Genomic DNA, 20,340 nt, shown 5'->3' with positions numbered 1-20,340 from the left:
TTATTACTTTTTTGTTTCTTGAACTGCCTTTAATTGTAATACTAAACATAATTATACTTTTGGATATAATCAAACTTAATGCCATCGACTCTACCAATACTTACTTAAAGCAGTTGGTAAAGCAAACCAGTATTGTAGACCAAACCGTTGTAGTGGCTAATACCCAACTTTCGGGCCGCGGGCAGATGGGCAATGGTTGGGTGTCAAAACCGGGGCAAAGTCTTACATTTAGCTTGTTTAAAGCGTTTAATAAACTTTCGGTAGCGCACCAATTTAGTATTTCTATGGCTGTTGCAATAGGAATTGCCCATGCGTTGAACCAATTAAATATCCCAAATATTTCAATAAAATGGCCTAACGACATATTGTCAGCTAAAAAGAAAATTGGCGGTATTTTGATTGAAAATGTTTTGGAGGGCAGTTGTGTAAAATACGCTGTAATAGGAATAGGTATAAATGTTAACGAAACACATTTTTTAAATCTGCCGCAAGCGAGCTCACTGAAACTTGAAACTGGTAAAACATTTAATTTAGACGAAGTGTTGCAGACAATTCTGAAAAGTGTTTTCGGCAACTTAAATAATCTTGCGAAAAAGGACTTTTCAGAATTGAAACAACTTTATGAAAACTATTTATTTCAAAAAGATATGGTTTCTGTTTTTGAAACACCCGAAACTTTGCGTTTTAATGGAATAATAAAGGGAGTTTCAGATATTGGTGAGCTATTGGTAGCAACAGAAAATGCACCGTTGCAAAAATTTCAACTGAAAGAAGTTAAGTTGATCTATTAAATTGAAAACGAAATCGAAATCGATAACCATAACGAAATCGAAAAAATATAACTTCCTTTAAAGTTTCGCCATATTTGAAACAAGCGTATCGATAAATTTTGAAATCGGTCCTTTAATCATCATAGCCATCATGGAGTTGAATTCGCCTTCAAAAAGCAATTCTACCGTGGCCGTATTGTTTGAAACTTCTTCAATATTTGCGGTTAGGGTAAAAGGAATTTTATCGCTAATTGCACCTAATACAACTTTGTTTGGCTTTTCAACTTCTTTAACTTCCAATGCAATTTCGGGCATTCCTTTTAAGCCAAAAACAAAAGCGTTCTCGCGTATTACCTCAAATTTGCTGATGTTATCTGGCATTAAAGATTCAAAATTCTTTACATCTGTCAAAAAATCGCAAAGTGCCTCGGCTGATTTTTGAACGGTTACTTTTTTACTGTTTAGTTTCATTTGAAATATTTTTTATTCTTTATTGTTATTTAATTTTGATTGAATGGACGGTAAACAGTATTCTGTTTCAATTACCACATTCATCCTTATAATACTCAATGAATTTTGCTAAGTTGAAGAGATTAATCTTGTCTTGTTTCAAATCATTTAGAAGGGTCGGGCAATCATTAAAAAGCTCTATGGATTTTCTTATAAAGCGTTTGTTTTTTTCCACTTTGTATAATATTTGGCTATCATTCTTCATAAGATAATAATTGAGTTTTGCCCTAGTACCACTTGCTATACCGTAATTTAAATTGTAATAATATAAATATTTTATGGGGAGCTTAATTTTTTTTCCATTGGGCAAGTTTAAAGTATCAGACATTTTAAGACGTTTTGTGAATCCTGATAGTCCTTCAAACTTGGCTTGGTCCATCATCTCGCGAATATTTTGTCTATCAAAATCGGAATAGAAGAGGTCGTCAGAATCAGTAGAACTTATATAAATGCTTAAAACATCACTATATATCAATTCAACAAAAATCTTGAATTTATTATAATTATGGTTTAAATATTGAAAGATTCTTTCGTTTTCAGTATCTGGATTGCTTATAATTTTTTCGATCAGCTCAAAGTCTATTTTTTTAGACTTTTCATTTTCATCTTTTTTGAATTGTGGTGAAAAGGCTGAACTGGCAAATCGCAAAAATCCTTTTTCTGAAGAATTGTCTTTATAAACAATTTTACATTTTACGTAGGGCGTTGCCCTTAATTCGAAATCTTGCGCAGCGCAAATAGAAGAAAGTAAAACAACTAGGATTAAAATAATGTTTTTTATCAATCGTTTCAAAATTAATGCCAACTGCTGCTTACTGTTACTGAATGCTGAATACTATTTCCCCCAGGTTTCAGGATTATTGCGCCATTCGGCAAGTAGTTTTACTTCTTTAGCATAAATGTATTTAGATTTCTCTGCCTCTTCTAGCAAAATCTCGTAATTGCTTAAGGTGTTTAAAGTAACATTAGCCTTTTTAAAATTTTCTTCCGAAACCTTAAAACCGTAACTAAAAATAGCCATCATTCCTTTAACGTTTGCATTGGCTTCTTTTAAAGCTTCAACGGCCATTAAGCTACTTTTTCCGGTGCTAATTAGGTCTTCAACAACCACTACATTTGCATTGGGTTGTAAAAATCCTTCAATTTTATTTTGGCGTCCATGGCTTTTTGCTTCAGGGCGAACATAACAAAAGGGGACGTTTAAATATTCGGCTACTAAAACGCCCATTCCAATGGCTCCTGTTGCCACGCCGGCAATCATATCGGGCTTTCCATAGATTTCTTCAATTTGTTTGGCTAAATTTTCACGAATGTAATTTCGTATGGCGGGGTAAGAGAGCGTTATGCGATTATCGCAATAAATGGGAGATTTCCATCCAGAAGCCCAAGTAAAAGGGTTTTGTGGTTGTAATTTAATTGCATTAATTTGCAGTAATAATGCCGCGGTTTCCTGTGCCGTTTCTTTATTTAATATCATTGTGCAAATGTATAAAGTTTTTGTAAAAGAAATTCCCATTATTCTTTCCACCGAGAAAAATATTGGTGAGCACTACACAACCATTCCCTTAAAGCAAGCGCGCTTTAAAAAATTGATAAAAAAGATAAATAACGGCGAGCTGCTGTACGTGAACCTTTACCATAAAAACGCCGAGAAACTGGAACGCTTTCTTCGGAAAAAAATAAAAGTGGTGGAGGCGGCTGGCGGATTGGTTTACAATAGCAAAAAGGAAATTCTTTTTATTCGCCGAAACAAAAAGTGGGATCTTCCAAAGGGTAAAATTGAAAAAGGTGAAACCCATCGCGAAGCGGCTATACGAGAAGTGATTGAAGAAACTGGAGTGCAAGATTTAGAAATTCGCGACTTTCTTAAAACAACGTATCACGTATTTACCCGCAATAATAAATTTAGACTGAAAATTACCTATTGGTATGAAATGTTTAGCGATTACGAAGGTCCGCTCGTTCCTGAACCAGAGGAAGGAATAAAAAAAGTACGGTGGAAAGATTTTGAAAAATCGCAAAAAGCATTGCAGGATTCTTACGAAAATATAAAGCTTCTTTTCCCGAAGGAATATTTAACCACCCACCCGAACGATAGGGTATCTGAGGTGTGATTTTTCGTAATATGGCGATTGTTTATGAATCCAGTCTAATTGCAAATACCAATTGTTTGCAAAGTTTGAGTCTGTGCGTTTTTTGTTTTTAAATTCGTTGTTGATTTTTGGGTTTTCCTTTAAAAACTTTTCGGCTAGATCTTCCCAAATGTAAGGCGAAAAACCTTCTTTTTGCTGAAGAATTGCGTCGAAAAAGTTCCAGTTAAAAAATGAGTCAGGAGCTGATGGTTCTAACGTTTCCAGTAAATAGCGAACGCCTGCTTGCTGCGTTTTCACTAAAACATCACCTTTGTTTACGGCTACCTTTTCAGTATTTTTTGTTACTTGGGTATTGTAGTGTAAGTAGTGACCTTCGTAAGGGTTTTTTACGGTTTCGAAGTTTTTAATTTTATAAACTTCAGCTGTAATGGTGGTGTCTTGTTCAATTTCTGTGAATTCAATTTTATTTAACTTTAATAGATCAATTACATGCCAATATCCTTTCGGAATAATATAAGCCGAAGGAATTTTTACTGAATCTGTGGCCTTAAAGTAATTATAGTACGTTACATTTTTTGTAAACGGTTTATCTCTAAAGTACTTTAAACGCTTTGCGCCCGTAATTTTGCTCGGTATCATTTCGCCTTCAAAACCTTTAAATATTAAAGTTGAAGTTTTTGTTGAATCTACTTCCCACGAAAGTGGATAATAACTCCCAACCGTATAATTTTCGACTGCGTGTCTTCGAAGTGACTTTATTTTTTCGGCATCTTTATCGGCGATGTTTATAAAGCTTTTCATTAATTGATAGGTGCCATCAACCCGTTGTTTATATGGTTTTAACATGTGTGTTTCTACTGTTAAACCCAACGTGTTAAATAAGGTGGTGTAACCGCTCGCATAGCGCGGGGAGTCTAAAAATTGTTTAAAACCGTGCTCGGGCACTTGATTAAAAACATTTACATAAGGCGTAATATCCCAGTTTTTTATATGCAGCGAATCTTCTAATTGAGGCGTAAACGAAGTGTGTAGATAATTGCCCAACGCGCCACCTAATTTATCGTGCTGTGTAAATAAATGAGTGAGTGTATATTGATAGTCTGCACCGTTGCTTACGTGGTTGTCAATAAATAGTTCAGGGTTTAACCAATGAAAAATTTTGGTAAAGGCACGTGCATTTTTAGTATCGGCTTTTATAAAATCTCTATTTAAATCGTAATTGCGAGCGTTTCCGCGAAACCCGTATTCTTCTGGACCGTTTTGATTCGTGCGTGACGTGCTATTTCTATTTAAAGCCCCACCAATATTATAGATAGGTATAGTGGTTATAATTGTATTTTTGGGCGAAGCAATTTTACCTTCTGCATAATCGCGAAATAACAACATGGTTGCGTCAATTCCATCAGGTTCGCCGGGATGTATGCCGTTGTTAATTAATAACACATTTTTACCGTTCTTCGGCAAAGAGGTTGTATTTTTAGAATATTCCCTGTTATCTGAATTATAAACGATTAAGTGTAAGGGAAATCCGTTGTCTGTTTCACCTATTTCCAATATTGAAATTGACACATGCTTAGCTGCAAGCTCTTTATAAAAATTAATAGTGTGTGTATAGGTTTGCGTTTGTGTTCCATCAGATTTTTCGAACTGTAGTGCCTGCTGCGAGTGCAAGGTAAAAATTGAAAAAAAAACGAATAGTAGTGAAAAAGACTTCATAACTTGTAAAATTTAGACAAAGATAGACTTCTATTTTATTGATTTCCGAAAATATTTAAGGCGAAAACACTTAAAAATATCCTAATTAAAAGTTAAAGTAAGAAGTTTCAAAAAGTATAATTGATTTGGGATTAATCGTTTATACTTTTTTTCTGTTTTAAAAGTGTGGAGGTGGATGAAATGAGTTTTTCTTATCGCCCGTTATTATTAGCTTTGGAGCAATTAATTAATAATATTTTAAAATTACAAAATGAAAAAAATTACTTTAATGATGTTTGCTTTGGCAACATCTTTCGCGGTTAGCGCACAAGAAATGGTATTAACGCAAACATCTGGTGCTATTACCGATGCTGGAGTGGCATGTGGCGATTCTGGAGCTGGAACAACTGGCGACAACTATTACATGAGAAGTTATAACTTGGCTGAAGGTGGCGTAACTGGTAATGTATCTTTAACTGGTATTGAATTTTACGTTGGTAGCGCCACTGGAACAACTGGTTTGGAAGTTATGATTTTTGATGAAGTTGCATTTCCAACAGGATTTGATGTAACTAACTTACCTACACCACTTGCAACTGGTGAAATTACCGTAGATTCAGGAATGATTGGCACCTTAGTAAGAGCTGAATTTGACACTCCAGCTGCAGCAAACCAAGACTCAAACATTGTTGCTGTTATATTTGAAGCAGATGGTCAAACTACTGCATTCTACCTAGGTACTGCTGAGACTGAAACTTATACTTCATACTTAGCATCTGTAGCTTGTTCTCTTAATAGCCCAACTCCGGTTGCTGATATTGGATTCCCAGATTCTAAGCATGTTATTGACTTAGTAATAGACGATGCACTTTCTGTTGGTGAAAACTTAGCAGATAAAGTAGCTATTTACCCAAGCCCAGCTACGGATGTACTAAATGTAAAACTTCCATCAAATGTTGTTGTTGAAAGTTCTTCTTTAGTAAGCATTTTAGGAAAAACAACTGGTGTTACTCTTTCTAACGGTGTTATGAATGTTTCTGGAATTGCTCCAGGTGTATACTTTCTTAACCTAGTAACTAACATGGGTACTTATACTCAAAAAGTTATTAAGCAGTAATTGCATATTCTTTTAAAGAAAATAATTTTTAAAAAGCCTCAATTGAAAGATTGGGGCTTTTTTGTTGCTTTTTTTTTGAAATATTACGGCTTAGGCAAGTACTTATCAAGCGGTATATTCTAGTTGTATATTTTATGTTTTTTGCGAGATAATCTTTTTCTGCAAAAGCTGTAAAGCATAAAAAAGTCCTTTAAACAACTGCTTAAAGGACTTTTTTTAATTAGTATAATTTAAAACGTTTTACCCGTTCATAGAAATTAAAAACTCTTCGTTGTTTCTAGTTTGTTTAATACGATCGTTTATGAATTCCATCGCTTCTACCGGGTTCATATCTGCAAGGTATTTGCGCAGCACCCACATACGTTGAATGGTGTTTTCATCAAGTAATAAATCATCTCGACGTGTACTCGAAGAAGTAAGGTCGATTGCAGGGAAAATTCTTCGGTTAGAAATTTTTCTATCCAATTGAAGTTCCATGTTACCGGTTCCTTTAAATTCTTCAAAAATAACCTCGTCCATTTTAGAACCAGTTTCAGTTAAAGCGGTAGCGATTATACTTAAAGAACCACCGTTTTCAATATTACGTGCAGCACCAAAGAAACGTTTTGGTTTGTGCAAGGCATTTGCATCTACACCACCACTTAATATTTTACCGCTTGCAGGCTGTACTGTATTGTAAGCTCTCGCCAAACGCGTTATAGAGTCTAGTAGAATTACCACATCGTGACCACATTCTACAAGTCTTTTTGCTTTATCGATAACTAAGTTTGCCACGCGAACATGCTCGGTTGCTTCTTTATCAAAAGTTGAAGCTACAACTTCGCCACGAACGTTGCGTTGCATATCTGTAACTTCTTCGGGTCGTTCATCTATTAAAAGAACAATTTGGTACACTTCGGGGTGATTGGCTGCAATTGCATTTGCAATATCCTTCAGCAACATGGTTTTACCCGTTTTTGGTTGCGAAACAATCATACCACGTTGCCCTTTACCTATAGGCGCAAATAGATCTATAATTCGTGTTGAAATAGTACTTTGCTTATCTGCAATATTGAATTTTTCTTGCGGAAAAAGCGGCGTTAAATGCTCAAATGAAACACGGTCGCGTACAACATTTGGGTTTAAACCATTTATTTTAACCACTTTAATTAATGGGAAGTATTTTTCGCCTTCTTTTGGGGGGCGTACTTCGCCTAAAACCGTGTCGCCCGTTTTTAAACCAAAAAGACGAATCTGCGATTGCGAAACATAAATATCATCTGGCGACGATAAATAATTGTAATCACTAGAGCGAAGAAAGCCGTAGCCGTCCTGCATAATATCTAGTACGCCTTCGCTTTCAATTATGCCGTCAAATTCGTAATCGGGCTCTCTGTAACGATTGCGCGAATCTTTATTGCCATTATTTCTATTGTCCTGTGTGTTGCCATCTTTGTGTTTATGGCTTTGATGTTTTTGACGGTTATCGGAATTAGAACTATCGCTACGCTGATTTTTCTGTCGGTTGTCGTTGCTGTTAGAACCAGATTTTTGGTGTTGCGCTTTTTTATCGTTATCCTTTCTGTCGGTTTTGTCGCTCTTCCCGCCCTTATCGCTGTTTGTACGTTTGTTGCTCACGTTTTTTTTGTCGTCACTATCTTTTTTGCTATCGTCACTTTTTTTGTCGTGATTTTGTTTTTGTGACTGTGGCTTTTGTGACTGTGTTTTTTTGTTTCTACCATCGCTTTTTTGAGAGCGCTGTTTTTGGTCTTTATTGCGATTGTCTGGAGTAGCAGGCGTTTTTTCCTCTTTTGTTTCGGATGAAGCCGCGTCTGCTTTTATAACCGCTTTGACTGCCTTGGGATTGGCAGCTTGATAGTCGAGAATTTGATAGACCAAGTCTAATTTTTTTTGTGTGCGATATTTCGGCACATTAAGCTCTTTGGCTATATCCTGAAGTTCAGGAAGCTTTTTGTTTTTTAATTCTGAAATTTCAAACATGTATAAAATACTGTAGTTAAAGTTGATACTAATGTGTTCCTTATTAAGAAGAAAAGTACGTTGAAAGTTTTTCGAAGACTAAGTAACCTTTATTGAGTTGGTTACGTATTGTTACTGCAATAATACAATAATAAATTAAAAAGTACTGTTATTTTTTTTAAAAAGAAACTGTATTTTTGCTGCGCATTCAAGTTTTTGCATAATGATTCAGCGTATTCAAACTATTTATTTAATTGTATCGGCCCTAATTATGGGCGCGTTATTTATGTGGTTTCCTATTATTTTAGGCGAAGACGGAACGGTAATAATAGACCGTCGTGAGCCGTTGGTTTTGGGTTTGATTTTTATTTCAATTGCGCTGGCAATTATTTCAATTTTAAGTTTTAAAAAACGGCAAACACAATTTGTAATTAACCGTTTAAATATAATATCAAATTTTGTATTACTAGGAGTTTTCGTTTACAGATCGCTCACGTTATCCGGAGAAACTTTAGTTTCAGAGAAGGGTATTGGGGTGCTCCTTCCTATCATTTCTATCGTATTTTTAGTGCTGGCCAACAAGGCCATTAAAAAGGATGAGGACCTTGTAAAATCTGTTGATCGTTTACGTTAAACCAATCTTGGTATATTAGTGCAAGACCCCCGGAGTATGCCAACTTTGGGGGTTTTTTGGTTTTTGAGCGAGTTATTTCGGCTGCGCTCAAGGACCGGTGTTTGAGCAGATGCAAGAACTACGCTGTGTTTATTTCCCAAATTCAATAACTTCTAAACTCTGTATTTTTTCGCCGTCAATTTCAAAACGCAGCATAGTTCGCACTTTTTGAAAACCGTGTTTGCCAACGGCGCCGGGATTCATATGTAGCAATCCGGTGGTTTTATCGGGCATCACTTTTAAAATATGCGAGTGACCGCAAATAAATATTTTTGGCGGATTCGCATAAATTTCCTGCCGGATTGCAGGGTTGTATTTTCCAGGGTAGCCGCCAATGTGTGTAATCCAAACATCAACTTTTTCGCACATAAAACGATTGTGCAACGGAAACTCCATTCTGGCCTTGGCATCGTCAATATTGCCGTAAACAGCGCGAAGTGGCTTGAGTTTTTTGATGGCATCGGTAACCGAAAGATCGCCAATATCGCCCGCATGCCAAACTTCATCGGCTTGTTTTACGTAATGCAAAATTTTTTCATCTATATAACTGTGGGTGTCGCTTAAGAGCAGAATTTTTTTCAAAATAAGAGGAGTTGTTGTTTGGCGAAGGTATTAAGTTTTTCAAAGTTATAACACAAATGCTGGTGGGTAAATTGTAATTTTGTCGATTCTGAAAAAAAAAATCAATTGCGGTATTTTATTGAAATAGCCTACAACGGAAAAAATTATTTTGGGTGGCAGCGCCAGCCGGAGCAAATTAGTGTACAACAGGTTTTAGAAGAAACCCTCTCTACTTTGCTTCGGAAGGAGTTAAAACTTATGGGCGCAGGAAGAACCGATACCGGGGTGCACGCAAAGCAGCTTTTTGCACATTTTGATTTTGATGAAATTGAAAATTACGAAAAATTAATTTTTAGAATAAATTCGTTTCTTCCAAAGGATATTTCAGTAAAAAATATTTTTGAAGTAAAAGAAGATGCACACGCACGTTTTGATGCGGTTGAACGCGAATACGAATACATTATTACACTGGGTAAAGATCCTTTTTTACAGGATTTTGCGTTTCAAATAAACAACAAACCCAATGTAGCTTTGATGAATGAAGCTGCGAGGTTGTTATTACATCATAGAGATTTTCAATGCTTTTCTCGCTCCAATACCGATGTAAAAACGTACAATTGCACAATTGTGAAAGCTCATTGGGAAGCTGAAAATAATAAACTTATTTTTACCATTGCGGCAGATCGTTTTCTCCGAAATATGGTGCGTGCCGTCGTTGGAACGCTATTAGATGTGGGCTACGGAAAAGCTACTATTGAAGATTTTAAAGCAATACTAAATAGTAAAAGCAGAGAAAAAGCGGGTGCTTCGGCTCCTGCCCACGGCTTGTATTTAAACAAGGTTGTTTATCCTGAGTCGGTTTTTTTAAAAAGAGAATAGGGGAGGGAGAAAAGAGGAAAGAAGAAAGAGATAAGAGGAAAGTGGAAAGTGGAAAGAAAATAGATAAGTTTGCTTCAATTCCTGGGCGATAAACTCTAAATTATAAATCAACAAATAAACGAATCACCATTTAACGAATTAATAAAAAATCGTGTCAGAAAAAACAGGCAACGCATTCGATTTTAAGCTTTTTAAGCGGTTATTGGCTTTTACAAAGCCGTATAGCTTGATATTTTATTTTGTAGCATTTGCAGCAATTATTATGTCTGGGCTTGCTGTGTTGCGCCCTTATTTATTAGAGCTTGCCATCGATAATTCTATGGTTCCAAAGGATGGCGAAGGGTTTATGAAGTACATCATCTTAATGTTGATTGTACTTTTTTTAGAGGTTATTTTTCAATTCGCTTTTATTTTTTACACCAACTTTCTTGGGCAAAGTGTAATCCGTGATTTGCGTCAAAAACTCTTTCGTTTAATGATGAGTTTTAGAATGAAATACTTCGATAAAAGCGCCGTGGGAAGATTGACAACCCGCGCGGTTAACGATGTAGAAACTATTTCCAGCATTTTTAGCGAAGGCCTGTTTATGATAATTAGCGACCTTTTAAAAATGCTTGTAATTGCTGGATTTATGCTTTATCAAAGCTGGCAGTTGTCGTTAATAGTTTTTATAGTATTACCATTTATTTTATACGCAACCCGCGTTTTTCAGAAAGCGATGAAGGTTGCTTTTGAAGACGTTCGCAACCAAGTAGCCAACTTAAATACATTTGTGCAAGAACGCATTACAGGGATGAAAATAGTGCAGATTTTTACACGTGAAAAGACGGAATACGAACGTTTTCAGGAAATAAATAAAGACCATAGAAAAGCGTGGATAAAAACAGTTTGGTACAACTCTATTTTCTTTCCAATCGCCGAGATGACGGGTGCTGTAGCCACAGGTTTGTTGGTTTGGTACGGTGGTTTAAATGTTATTAGTGGCGGAGCAATAACCTTGGGTATTGTTGTTGCTTTTATTCAATATACCGAAATGCTTTTTAGACCTCTTCGGCAGATTGCAGATAAGTTTAATACCCTGCAAATGGGGATGGTTGCTGCAAATCGGGTTTTTGCAATTCTCGATACAAAAGCACATATTGCCGATATGGGTAATGTGGAATACACTAGCACCAAAGGCGAAATTGCGTTTAAGGATGTTCATTTTGGATATAACGAAGATGAAGAAGTTATTAAAGGAATTTCATTTCATGTAAACCCAGGCGAAACCATTGCAATTGTTGGAGCCACGGGAGCTGGTAAAAGTACGATTATCAATCTTTTGAATCGTTTTTACGAAATAAATAGCGGCGAAATTACAATTGATACCATTTCAATAAAAGATTATAAATTAGAATCACTTCGCAGTCAGATAGCGGTGGTGCTGCAAGACGTTTTCCTGTTTGCCGATACTATTTTAAACAATATTACCCTTGGCAATCCCGACATTTCTGAAGAAGAAGTAATTGCGGCTGCAAAGGAAATTGGCGTCCACAAATTTATCGCTACCCTCCCCGGCGGATACCATTATAATGTAAAGGAACGCGGTAGTATGCTTTCTTCCGGACAGCGACAGCTTATTTCGTTTTTGCGCGCTTATGTTAGCAAACCCAGTATTTTAATTTTAGACGAAGCTACTTCTTCAGTAGATACTTATTCGGAAGAATTGATTCAGACAGCCACAGATAAAATTACCAAAGACCGAACTTCTATTGTAATTGCTCACCGTTTGGCAACCATTAAAAAAGCCAATAAAATTATTGTAATGGATACAGGGAAAATCGTGGAAGAAGGCACACACAAAGAATTGCTTAAACTGGAAAACGGTTTTTACAGAAATTTATACGAAGTGCAATTTATGGCAGAAGAAGCTATTTGAGGCTAACTTAAATCCTTTTTCAAAATTTTGGAAAGTTCTTCGATGTTTTCATATAGCACGAAATCACCATCTTTTAAATAGGAAATCTGTCCGTTTTCTTCTGATACAACTAAGCACAGCGCATCGGTTTTTTCAGTAATACCAACGGCTGCCCGATGCCGAAGTCCGAAGCGTAAAGGAATTTTTCTATCGTTTGAAACTGGTAAAATAACACGTGTTGCGGTAATTCTATTTTCTTCAATAATCATTGCGCCGTCGTGCAACGGACTATTCTTAAAAAATATACTTTCAATAATAGGTTGGTTTACTTCAAGATTCATTTCGTCTCCTGTGTTTTTTACAAAATCGAGACTATTATTTCGTTGTAGAACAATTAGGGCGCCTGTGTTTGTACTAGACATTTTTTTGCAGGCAGCAATTATTCCGTCCACATTCATTTTAAGGGTATTATCACCTCCTGAAAATTTAAATTGCTTTAAAAATCTGCGTCGTGCATTAAAATTTGTAGAGCCCAACATTAAAAGAAACTTCCTAATTTCCGGTTGAAAAACCACTACCAACGCGAACATTCCAACGCCCAAAAAGCCTCCAAGAATCTTACTTAGCAGTTGCATTTCTAAAAGTTCGGTAAAAACGTAAATTGCGTAAACAATAATAATTCCCACTAAAATATTTATGGCCACGGTGCCTTTTACTAAATTATAGAGATAATAGAGTAGAAATGCTACTAGCACAATGTCTACCATATCTATTATTCGAATGTCGAGAAAATCCAAAAGGTGCGTTTTTTTGTAAAAGTACTTTAAAATTTTTAATGGATTGTTGTCACGATTTTAGCATTTCAAACAATTTTACACAATCAACAGCTTCCTTTACATCGTGCACTCTTAAAATAGACGCGCCTTTTAAAAGGGCTATTGTGTTTAGTGAAGTTGTTCCGTTTAAAGCGTTTTCGGCCGAAGTTTCCAAAGTTTTATAAATCATCGATTTTCGCGAAATGCCCGCTAAAACTGGAATTTCTAAGTTTTGAAAAAGTTCAAGATTATTTAAAACTTGAAAACTTTGTTGGCGCGTTTTTGCAAAACCGAAACCTGGATCGGCAATAATATCGCTTATGCCTTCGGCGCGGGCGCGGGCTATTTTTTCAGCTAAATCTTTTAAAACTTCAATAGTTACATTCTTGTATTCGGTTAGTTTTGCCATTGTTTGTGGTGTTCCGCGCATGTGCATTAAAATGTACGGCACTTTCAATTTGGCAACGGTTTTATACATTTCGGCATCTAATGTGCCACCCGAAACATCGTTTACAATTGCTGCTCCAGTTTCAATTGCTTTTTTTGCAACTTCACTTCTAAAGGTGTCCACGGAAATTAACGCTTCAGGAAAATTTTTCAAAATAATTTCGGTTGCGTTAACAACTCTTCGTATTTCTTCGATTTCTGAAATTTCACTGGCACTTGGTCGCGTGCTGTAACCGCCAATATCTAAAAAGGTGGCGCCTTCCGAAAGCATTTTTTCGGCTTGCTTTAAAATTTCAGTTTCGGCAATCGTTTTTCCGCCGTCGTAAAACGAGTCTGTAGTAACGTTAATGATGCCTATTACTTTGGGCACGGAGAGGTCTATGAGCTTGCCGCGGCAATTGAGGGTCTGCAATTTTTTAATTTTTTTCACTTTTAAAATTGAAAAACTTTTAGCCAATGTGCTGTTTGGCAAATAACTTTAAGCGTTCAACTTTGAACTTTGAACTATTTAAGCGAAATTTACGCAAAATCTTACAATTCAGTAATGGTAGACACTTCAAATCAATACAACGACCAGATAGAAAAATGTAGGGCGCTGTTTATCAATAAAATGCACGATTACGGAAGTGCTTGGCGCATTCTTCGGCTTCCGTCGTTAACCGACCAAATTTTTATAAAGGCGCAACGCATTCGCGGTTTGCAACAAAATGCCAATCAAAAAATTGCCGAAGATGAAACCAGTGAATTTATTGGCATCGTAAATTATTCAATTATGGCGCTTATTCAAATAGAAAAAGGAGTAGTGGAGCAGCCCGATCTTTCTGTGGAGGAAGCGACGCAACTTTACGATGAGCACGTAGCTTTAACCAAGCAATTAATGATGGACAAAAATCACGATTACGGCGAAGCGTGGCGGGATATGCGGGTGAGTTCGTTGACAGATTTAATTCTTCAGAAATTGCTTCGCGTAAAGCAAATTGAAAACAATAGCGGTAAAACATTAGTTTCCGAAGGCATTGACGCTAATTATCAGGATATGGTTAATTACGCGGTGTTTGCTTTGATACATTTGGAAGTAAGAAAAGAAAATAAAGAATAAAGAAAAAAGAGAATGAAAATATTAGTAGGAATATCTAGAATAATTGTTGGTGCACTTTTTATAATCAGCGGGTTGATAAAGCTGAACGATCCCGTTGGGTTTTCTTTTAAGTTGAAAGATTACTTCGCACCCGAAGTATTAGACCTTGGTTTTTTGGTTCCGTACGCTTTATTAATTGCAGTTTTTTTAGTGATTTTTGAAGTATTGGTGGGAGTTGCATTGCTATTGGGCTATCTTAAAAAGGCAACGCTGTGGGCATTGTTGTTAATGATTGTGTTTTTCACATTTCTCACGTTTTATTCGGCCTACTTCAATAAAGTCACCGATTGCGGATGTTTTGGAGATGCCATAAAACTTACGCCGTGGGAGTCTTTTACCAAAGATGTTATTCTGCTCGTTTTAATTTTGATTCTCTTTATTGGGCGAAAATACATTCAACCGTTTTTTACAAAAGAACTGCGAAGCATCTTTATTTTCGTAGCATTTATAGGCTGTTTGGGCGTTACCTATTACGTATTATTGCACCTTCCTATTGTAGATTTTCGTCCGTATAAAATTGGTGCCAACATTAGAGAAGGGATGACGGTTCCTGAAAATGCACCTGGACCAATTTATGAATACAAGTGGAAATTCAATATTAACGGCGAAGAAAAAGTTATTATTACAAACGGTGAATACCCGCAGGTTGACGGCGAATTGATAAGTACCGATACCGAAATGATTCAAGAAGGTTACACCCCGCCAATCCACGATTTTACGATGGAACGCGACGGCGAAGATTATACTTCGCAATTTTTAGCCGAAGAAAATCTTGTAGTAATTATTGCGTACAGCCTCGGAAATACCGAGAAGGACGGCTATATTCCTATAAAAGAAATTACCGATAGAGCTCTTAAAAACGGTTATAATGTAATTGGTCTTTCGGCTTCATCGCAAGAAATGACTGAAGCTTTGGTTGAAGAATACAAGCTCAATTTTAAGTTTTATTTCTGTGATGAAACCACGCTAAAAACCATAGTTCGAAGTAATCCGGGAATTTTAGAATTGGATAATGGAACTATAAAACAAAAACTTCACTGGAACGATGCAGAAAAAATTCAACTTCCAGTGGTTGAAAGTGCGAAGCCAAAATTAGATCTTTCATTGAAACAACGTTTAGACAGTATTGGTGCGCAGGACCAACGATACCGTTTGTTGATGCAAACAAAATCTTTGGAAGAGCGAAAAACTTTGGGTGAAAAAATGGGGCTTTCCGAAGCTGAATACAGTGGCGATTTGGCAAAAATGCAAAACGTTTTGGATAGTGTAAACATGATTTTTGTTGAAAAATATTTTATTGAAAATGGATATCCTGGAAAATCTGTGGTTGGTGAAGAATCCAGTCTAGTGGCGTGGAATGTTTTGCAGCACAACCCCGACAAAATCCCGCTTTATTTGCCGCTCGTAAAGCGCGCTGCGGAAGCGGGTGAAATTCCTAAAACTTCGGCCGCAATGATGGAAGATCGCTATTTAATGATGGATGGAAAACCACAAATTTACGGCACGCAAGGGATGAGTTATGACGATGCAAGAGGCTCGTTTATTTGGCCAATTGAAGACCCCGAAAATGTAAATGAACGACGAAAAGATGCGGGTTTTGAAGAAACCATCGAAGCATACGCCAAAATTCTTTTTGGTGACGACTTTGTTTACGAGCCACGAACAATGGAGCAAATTAAGGAGTAGCGAGCCAATAAAAATTATTAATAATTAAAGAATAAATTGTGTTAGGCTACATCCTTCAAAAATTGGGTTATGCATTGCTCACCTTGTTTGGGGTTGTAACCGTTATTTTTCTGCTGTTTACAATCCTTCCCGGTGATCCAGCGCGTATGATGCTCGGCCAAAACGAAACCGCAGAGCAACTGGCTGTCGTAAAAAAGAAATACGGGTTTGACCAACCTGTCTCAATACAATATGTTCGGTATTTAAACGACTTGTCGCTTATTTCATTTCACAGTAAAAACCCAGATGATTATACTTATTTGGCAGAGGGAAAATACAACGCCACAAAATTATTTACCATAGGAAATACAACCGTGGTTCTTAAAACACCTTACTTGCGCGAGTCGTTTCAAAAGAACGGAAAGGAAGTGAGTGCCGTAATTGCGGAAACCCTTCCGAATACATTTATCCTCGCAGTCTCTGCTATTATTATTGCAATGGTTATAGGCGTTTTCCTCGGAATAATTTCGGTGCTTTTTAAAGATGGATTTATTGATAAAGCAATTCAATTAGTCAGCACTTTAGGAATGAGTGTGCCTTCATTTTTTAGCGCAATTATCTTCGCGTGGATTTTTGGGTTTTTGCTTCACGAGTACACAGATTTAAACATGACTGGAAGCCTGTACGCGGTAGACGATTTCGGCAACGGAAAGTATATTCAATGGAAAAATTTGATACTTCCCGCCATCGTTTTGGGCATTCGTCCGCTGGCTGTTGTTAGCCAATTAATGCGCAACTCACTGCTCGAAGTTTTAAATCAAGATTATATTAGAACGGCGAAGGCAAAAGGCTTATCTTTTTATCAAATAATAAAAAAACACGCACTTAAAAATTCGCTAAACCCAGTTGTAACGGCAATTTCTGGTTGGTTTGCAAGTATGCTTGCCGGAGCCGTTTTTGTGGAATACATTTTTGGATGGAACGGTTTGGGAAAGGAAATTGTAAACGCATTAAATACGCTGGATTTGCCTGTAATTATGGGTGCTGTAATTGTAATTGCTGCGCTGTTTATTGTAATCAATATATTGGTAGACATAATTTACGGTTGGCTGGACCCCAAAATTAGTAGACAGTGATCCGTGTTCGGTATACAGTATTGAGTAAATTTGCAAAGGTATCAACAGTACAAACAATCTAAATTCATGAAAATATTAATAACACTACTTCTAATTGTAACATTCGCGCAGGCGCAGCAAAAAACTTTTTCTGAGGCGGCGTTAAATGAAGTTTTTCTTTCCGAAGATAATACTGAAATTCGCTTTTCAGAAATACTTCATAAATACAAAGGCAAAACCGTTTTAATAGACGTTTGGGCAAGTTGGTGCAAAGATTGTATTGAGGGGATGCCGAAGGTGCAAAACCTTAAAAAGGAAAATCCCGAAGTTGTATTTTTGTTTCTTTCTTTAGATAAAGAAATTGAAAGTTGGAAACACGGAATTGAAAAGTACGGTGTTATTGGCGAAAACTATTTTATACCCGCAGGTTGGAAGGGCGCATTTTGTTCTTCGATAGATTTAGACTGGATTCCGAGGTATATAATAGTAAATCCTGAAGGCGAAATAAGCCTATACAAGGCTATTGAAACAAATGACGATAACCTTTTGAAAGAACTGAATAACTAATATTAAAAAAGATACCCGCTGAAGTTTATATTGAGTGGAGTCGAAATACGAGCATGACTATGAGAAAAAAAATAGTAGCAGGAAACTGGAAAATGAATAACGATATAGCAGAAACCGAAATGTTTTTGGTTGATCTGAAAAAACAGGTGTTTCCTGAAAATATAGTTATCATGATAGCGCCACCTTTTACAAGTTTAAACCATGCGTTTAATTCTTTGCGCGAACATCCAGTAACGGTAGCTGGGCAGAATATGCATCAAAGTAACGAAGGGGCCTTTACGGGCGAGATTTCGGCAAAAATGTTAAAAAGCATTGGTGCAAATACCGTTATTTTAGGGCATAGTGAGCGTCGCGCTTATTTTATGGAAGACAACGCCACGCTTGCTGAAAAGGTTAATACAGCGCTCGAAAACGAAATGACTATTATTTTCTGTATCGGTGAAGAATTGGAAGACCGAAAGAACGGAAAGCACTTCGAGCTAATAAAAACACAGCTTACTGAAGGTATTTTCCATGTTTCAGATGAATCTTGGCAAAATATAATTATTGCCTACGAACCCGTTTGGGCAATTGGTACGGGCGAAACCGCCAGCCCCGAACAAGCGCAGGAAATGCACAAATTTATTCGAAAAACCATTGCCGAAAACTATTCAAAGGAAATAGCTGATAAAGTTTCTATTCTGTACGGCGGCAGCGTGAAGCCAGACAATGCGGCTGAAATTTTTGAACAAACAGACGTAGATGGCGGCCTTATTGGCGGCGCTTCGTTGAAAGTTGAAAGCTTTATGAAAATAATCAATGCTTTTAAAAAATAAATAGCATCAAAATTTAAGCAAAACAGAATTGCACAAGCGTTTTGTTTTAAATAATTGAATAGTATGTCGCAAATATATATTGAATACAATTTTAAAATAAGTCCGCTTCAACCCGGCATCGAAATCCTGATTGCCGAATTAGGCTATGCGGGTTTTGAAAGTTTTGTGGAAAATGAAGAGGGTGTTACCGCTTATATTCAAAAAGACGAGTGGAATAAAGATATTTTAGACCATATAAATATTTTAAAATCGGATGAATTCAAAATTGAATTTACTACTTCGGAAATAGCCCAAGTAAACTGGAATTCGGAATGGGAGAAAAATTTTGATCCAATTGAAGTGGATGGAAAATGTACGGTGCGCGCACCCTTTCATCCAAATAAAAATTTTGAATATGAAATTGTAATCGAGCCAAAAATGTCTTTCGGCACGGGGCATCACGAAACTACTTTTATGATGCTTCAGTTTATTTTGGAGAATGATTTTGAAGACAAAACAGTGCTCGATATGGGTTGCGGAACGGCTGTTTTGGCAATTTTGGCCGAAATGCGCGGCGCTACAAATCTTGATGCTATAGATATTGACGAATGGTGCTATGAAAATTCAATTGAAAATATTGAAAGAAATAATTGTAAAAATATTTCCGTTTTTTTGGGCGATGCTTCCTTGCTTTCCGGAAAAAAATACGATGTTATCATTGCCAACATTAACAGAAACATTTTGTTGAATGATATGGAAAGTTATAGAAAATGTATGCGTGAGGGCGGAGTGCTTTATTTAAGTGGTTTTTATGTAAAAGATTTACCAATTATAACGGATGCTTGCAATAATCTGGGATTCAATTTCGTTGAAAATAAAGAAAAAAATCAATGGGTTGCTGCAAAATTCGTAATTTAGTAAATACGAATAGTCGATAACCCAAATTAATAAATTTAGAATTATTGTGTTTTGAGTACTAAAGAGAAAATCCAGGAAGATGTATCGGTAGATGTTGAAGAAGGCAAGCTTAATGAAATTGTACTTTACAATGACGACGTAAACACCTTCGACCATGTTATAAACAGCTTAATTTTTGCCTGCGAACACACGCCAGAACAGGCAGAGCAGTGTTCCATAATTGTACATTACAAAGGAAAATGCACCGTAAAGACGGGAGAGTTTAGCGATTTAAAACCGCGTTGTAGCATGCTTTTGGAAGCAGGATTAAGCGCCGAAATAATTTAATACCAGTCAAAATATATTGCAGAGAGAATTACGGCGATAATTAAAACAATAAGAACAGTAATGATAAAACCTGCTCCAAAGCGGGTTTTTTTATTGTCTTGAAAAATGTAATCTCTTTCTTTATCGTTATCGGAGTCTTTTACTATCTTAGTCATATATTAGTTTTATAAACTCTAAATTAGGAAAAAGGAAATAAAAGATTCTAAATATTTCCATAAAAAACCACGTTCGGGAAACGTGGTTTTTTATTTGTGAGCTTGCTAGAATTAATAAAAATTGATTCTGTAAACCTCTCGTCTTTTAATAAAAAGAGGCTGTCTAAAAAGGGCAGCCTTTTTTCATGGTCAATCAGCATAAATTTCGTATCTTCATGCCATGAAAGCAAGCCCTGTATGGAAGA

23 protein-coding genes are annotated in these 20,340 nt (G+C 36.4%); 13 read left to right on the top strand and 10 right to left on the bottom strand.

The features are described 5' to 3' along the window. The first annotated feature begins 59 nt into the window (after nt 1–59). Nucleotides 60–791, top strand: a complete 732-nt coding sequence (locus tag K8089_RS03765; protein WP_237601944.1) for a biotin--[acetyl-CoA-carboxylase] ligase — start codon at nt 60–62, stop codon at nt 789–791. Between the two features lie 57 nt (nt 792–848). On the opposite strand, the gene K8089_RS03760 is transcribed toward K8089_RS03765, so the two are convergent. The 3 genes from K8089_RS03760 to pyrE all read right to left on the bottom strand — a co-directional run bounded on the left by K8089_RS03760 (nt 849) and on the right by pyrE (nt 2,757). Beyond that, nucleotides 849–1,241 carry an SRPBCC family protein gene (locus tag K8089_RS03760; RefSeq protein WP_237601943.1) on the bottom strand — a complete coding sequence of 131 codons (393 nt, stop codon included), beginning with the start codon at nt 1,239–1,241 and terminating at the stop codon, nt 849–851. A 67-nt stretch (nt 1,242–1,308) separates the two neighbouring features. Continuing rightward, nucleotides 1,309–2,064, bottom strand: a complete 756-nt coding sequence (locus K8089_RS03755) for a hypothetical protein (RefSeq protein ID WP_237601942.1) — start codon at nt 2,062–2,064, stop codon at nt 1,309–1,311. 51 nt (nt 2,065–2,115) lie between these two features. Next, entirely contained in the window at nt 2,116–2,757 is a 642-nt protein-coding gene (gene pyrE / locus K8089_RS03750; RefSeq protein ID WP_237601941.1) for an orotate phosphoribosyltransferase, read from the bottom strand. 7 nt (nt 2,758–2,764) lie between these two features. On the opposite strand from pyrE, the gene K8089_RS03745 reads away from it, so the two are divergent. Then, entirely contained in the window at nt 2,765–3,394 is a 630-nt protein-coding gene (locus tag K8089_RS03745) for an NUDIX hydrolase (protein WP_237601940.1), read from the top strand. Here the strand turns inward: K8089_RS03745 and K8089_RS03740 are convergent. Next, a complete protein-coding gene (locus tag K8089_RS03740; protein WP_237601939.1) occupies nt 3,356–5,089 on the bottom strand; it encodes a M14 family metallopeptidase in 1,734 nt (577 codons plus the stop codon). The genes K8089_RS03745 and K8089_RS03740 overlap by 39 nt on opposite strands. A gap of 250 nt (nt 5,090–5,339) precedes the next feature. Between K8089_RS03740 and K8089_RS03735 the strand changes: the two genes are divergently transcribed. Next, entirely contained in the window at nt 5,340–6,185 is an 846-nt protein-coding gene (locus tag K8089_RS03735) for a T9SS type A sorting domain-containing protein (RefSeq protein WP_237601938.1), read from the top strand. 240 nt (nt 6,186–6,425) lie between these two features. Here K8089_RS03735 and rho read toward each other — a convergent pair whose 3' ends face one another. After that, nucleotides 6,426–8,165: a transcription termination factor Rho gene (rho, locus tag K8089_RS03730; RefSeq protein ID WP_237601937.1), complete on the bottom strand. Its 1,740-nt coding sequence runs from the start codon at nt 8,163–8,165 to the stop codon at nt 6,426–6,428. A 202-nt stretch (nt 8,166–8,367) separates the two neighbouring features. Between rho and K8089_RS03725 the strand changes: the two genes are divergently transcribed. Next, nucleotides 8,368–8,778: a DUF4293 family protein gene (locus K8089_RS03725; RefSeq protein ID WP_237601936.1), complete on the top strand. Its 411-nt coding sequence runs from the start codon at nt 8,368–8,370 to the stop codon at nt 8,776–8,778. Between the two features lie 129 nt (nt 8,779–8,907). Here K8089_RS03725 and K8089_RS03720 read toward each other — a convergent pair whose 3' ends face one another. Continuing rightward, nucleotides 8,908–9,399 (bottom strand): metallophosphoesterase family protein, encoded by a 492-nt coding sequence (locus K8089_RS03720; RefSeq protein ID WP_237601935.1) that lies wholly within the window; start codon nt 9,397–9,399, stop codon nt 8,908–8,910. Between the two features lie 105 nt (nt 9,400–9,504). Here K8089_RS03720 and truA point away from each other — a divergent pair, with 105 nt between their 5' ends. After that, nucleotides 9,505–10,257: a tRNA pseudouridine(38-40) synthase TruA gene (truA, locus tag K8089_RS03715; RefSeq protein ID WP_237601934.1), complete on the top strand. Its 753-nt coding sequence runs from the start codon at nt 9,505–9,507 to the stop codon at nt 10,255–10,257. 151 nt (nt 10,258–10,408) lie between these two features. Continuing rightward, on the top strand, nt 10,409–12,175 hold the full coding sequence (locus K8089_RS03710; RefSeq protein ID WP_237601933.1) for an ABC transporter ATP-binding protein: 1,767 nt from the start codon (nt 10,409–10,411) through the stop codon (nt 12,173–12,175). 2 nt (nt 12,176–12,177) lie between these two features. On the opposite strand, the gene K8089_RS03705 is transcribed toward K8089_RS03710, so the two are convergent. Continuing rightward, on the bottom strand, nt 12,178–12,951 hold the full coding sequence (locus tag K8089_RS03705; RefSeq protein ID WP_237601932.1) for a diadenylate cyclase: 774 nt from the start codon (nt 12,949–12,951) through the stop codon (nt 12,178–12,180). Between the two features lie 49 nt (nt 12,952–13,000). Beyond that, entirely contained in the window at nt 13,001–13,846 is an 846-nt protein-coding gene (gene folP / locus K8089_RS03700) for a dihydropteroate synthase (protein WP_237601931.1), read from the bottom strand. Between the two features lie 114 nt (nt 13,847–13,960). Between folP and K8089_RS03695 the strand changes: the two genes are divergently transcribed. The 7 genes from K8089_RS03695 to K8089_RS03665 all read left to right on the top strand — a co-directional run bounded on the left by K8089_RS03695 (nt 13,961) and on the right by K8089_RS03665 (nt 19,940). Beyond that, entirely contained in the window at nt 13,961–14,515 is a 555-nt protein-coding gene (locus K8089_RS03695) for a DUF1599 domain-containing protein (RefSeq protein ID WP_237602074.1), read from the top strand. A gap of 12 nt (nt 14,516–14,527) precedes the next feature. Beyond that, nucleotides 14,528–16,240, top strand: coding sequence for a BT_3928 family protein (locus tag K8089_RS03690; RefSeq protein ID WP_237601930.1), 1,713 nt, complete (start codon nt 14,528–14,530; stop codon nt 16,238–16,240). Between the two features lie 38 nt (nt 16,241–16,278). After that, complete coding sequence (locus tag K8089_RS03685) at nt 16,279–17,355, top strand: ABC transporter permease (protein ID WP_237601929.1); 1,077 nt, start codon at nt 16,279–16,281, stop codon at nt 17,353–17,355. 66 nt (nt 17,356–17,421) lie between these two features. After that, nucleotides 17,422–17,901, top strand: a complete 480-nt coding sequence (locus K8089_RS03680; RefSeq protein WP_237601928.1) for a TlpA family protein disulfide reductase — start codon at nt 17,422–17,424, stop codon at nt 17,899–17,901. Nucleotides 17,902–17,960: 59 nt separating this feature from the next. Continuing rightward, nucleotides 17,961–18,716 (top strand): triose-phosphate isomerase, encoded by a 756-nt coding sequence (gene tpiA / locus K8089_RS03675; protein ID WP_237601927.1) that lies wholly within the window; start codon nt 17,961–17,963, stop codon nt 18,714–18,716. Between the two features lie 63 nt (nt 18,717–18,779). Further along, complete coding sequence (gene prmA, locus K8089_RS03670; RefSeq protein ID WP_237601926.1) at nt 18,780–19,613, top strand: 50S ribosomal protein L11 methyltransferase; 834 nt, start codon at nt 18,780–18,782, stop codon at nt 19,611–19,613. Nucleotides 19,614–19,664: 51 nt separating this feature from the next. Further along, the gene (locus K8089_RS03665; RefSeq protein ID WP_237601925.1) at nt 19,665–19,940 is read left to right on the top strand and encodes an ATP-dependent Clp protease adaptor ClpS; all 276 of its coding nucleotides are present in this window, start codon (nt 19,665–19,667) and stop codon (nt 19,938–19,940) included. On the opposite strand, the gene K8089_RS03660 is transcribed toward K8089_RS03665, so the two are convergent. Together K8089_RS03660 and K8089_RS03655 are read right to left on the bottom strand one after the other, a co-directional pair. Next, entirely contained in the window at nt 19,937–20,095 is a 159-nt protein-coding gene (locus tag K8089_RS03660; protein WP_237601924.1) for a hypothetical protein, read from the bottom strand. The two genes, K8089_RS03665 and K8089_RS03660, sit on opposite strands and share 4 nt — an antisense overlap. A 47-nt stretch (nt 20,096–20,142) precedes the next feature. Then, nucleotides 20,143–20,340, bottom strand: a 198-nt coding sequence (locus tag K8089_RS03655) for a hypothetical protein (protein ID WP_237601923.1), incomplete at its 5' end; no start/stop codon positions are given.

It is taken from the genome of Aequorivita vitellina (genome assembly GCF_022008365.1).
Classification (GTDB): Bacteria; Bacteroidota; Bacteroidia; order Flavobacteriales; family Flavobacteriaceae; genus Aequorivita; species Aequorivita vitellina.
This window is presented reverse-complemented; position numbering and strand designations above follow the sequence as displayed.

What these genes read in the sequence shown, in the direction of transcription:
- K8089_RS03760 (WP_237601943.1), bottom strand. Translation starts at nt 1,241, where the DNA reads ATGAAACTAAACAGTAAAAAAGTAACCGTTCAAAAATCAGCCGAGGCA.
- pyrE (WP_237601941.1), bottom strand. Translation starts at nt 2,757, where the DNA reads ATGATATTAAATAAAGAAACGGCACAGGAAACCGCGGCATTATTACTG.
- K8089_RS03745 (WP_237601940.1), top strand. Translation starts at nt 2,765, where the DNA reads ATGTATAAAGTTTTTGTAAAAGAAATTCCCATTATTCTTTCCACCGAG.
- K8089_RS03740 (WP_237601939.1), bottom strand. Translation starts at nt 5,089, where the DNA reads ATGAAGTCTTTTTCACTACTATTCGTTTTTTTTTCAATTTTTACCTTG.
- K8089_RS03735 (WP_237601938.1), top strand. Translation starts at nt 5,340, where the DNA reads ATGAAAAAAATTACTTTAATGATGTTTGCTTTGGCAACATCTTTCGCG.
- rho (WP_237601937.1), bottom strand. Translation starts at nt 8,165, where the DNA reads ATGTTTGAAATTTCAGAATTAAAAAACAAAAAGCTTCCTGAACTTCAG.
- K8089_RS03725 (WP_237601936.1), top strand. Translation starts at nt 8,368, where the DNA reads ATGATTCAGCGTATTCAAACTATTTATTTAATTGTATCGGCCCTAATT.
- K8089_RS03695 (WP_237602074.1), top strand. Translation starts at nt 13,961, where the DNA reads ATGGTAGACACTTCAAATCAATACAACGACCAGATAGAAAAATGTAGG.
- K8089_RS03690 (WP_237601930.1), top strand. Translation starts at nt 14,528, where the DNA reads ATGAAAATATTAGTAGGAATATCTAGAATAATTGTTGGTGCACTTTTT.
- K8089_RS03680 (WP_237601928.1), top strand. Translation starts at nt 17,422, where the DNA reads ATGAAAATATTAATAACACTACTTCTAATTGTAACATTCGCGCAGGCG.
- tpiA (WP_237601927.1), top strand. Translation starts at nt 17,961, where the DNA reads ATGAGAAAAAAAATAGTAGCAGGAAACTGGAAAATGAATAACGATATA.
- prmA (WP_237601926.1), top strand. Translation starts at nt 18,780, where the DNA reads ATGTCGCAAATATATATTGAATACAATTTTAAAATAAGTCCGCTTCAA.
- K8089_RS03660 (WP_237601924.1), bottom strand. Translation starts at nt 20,095, where the DNA reads ATGACTAAGATAGTAAAAGACTCCGATAACGATAAAGAAAGAGATTAC.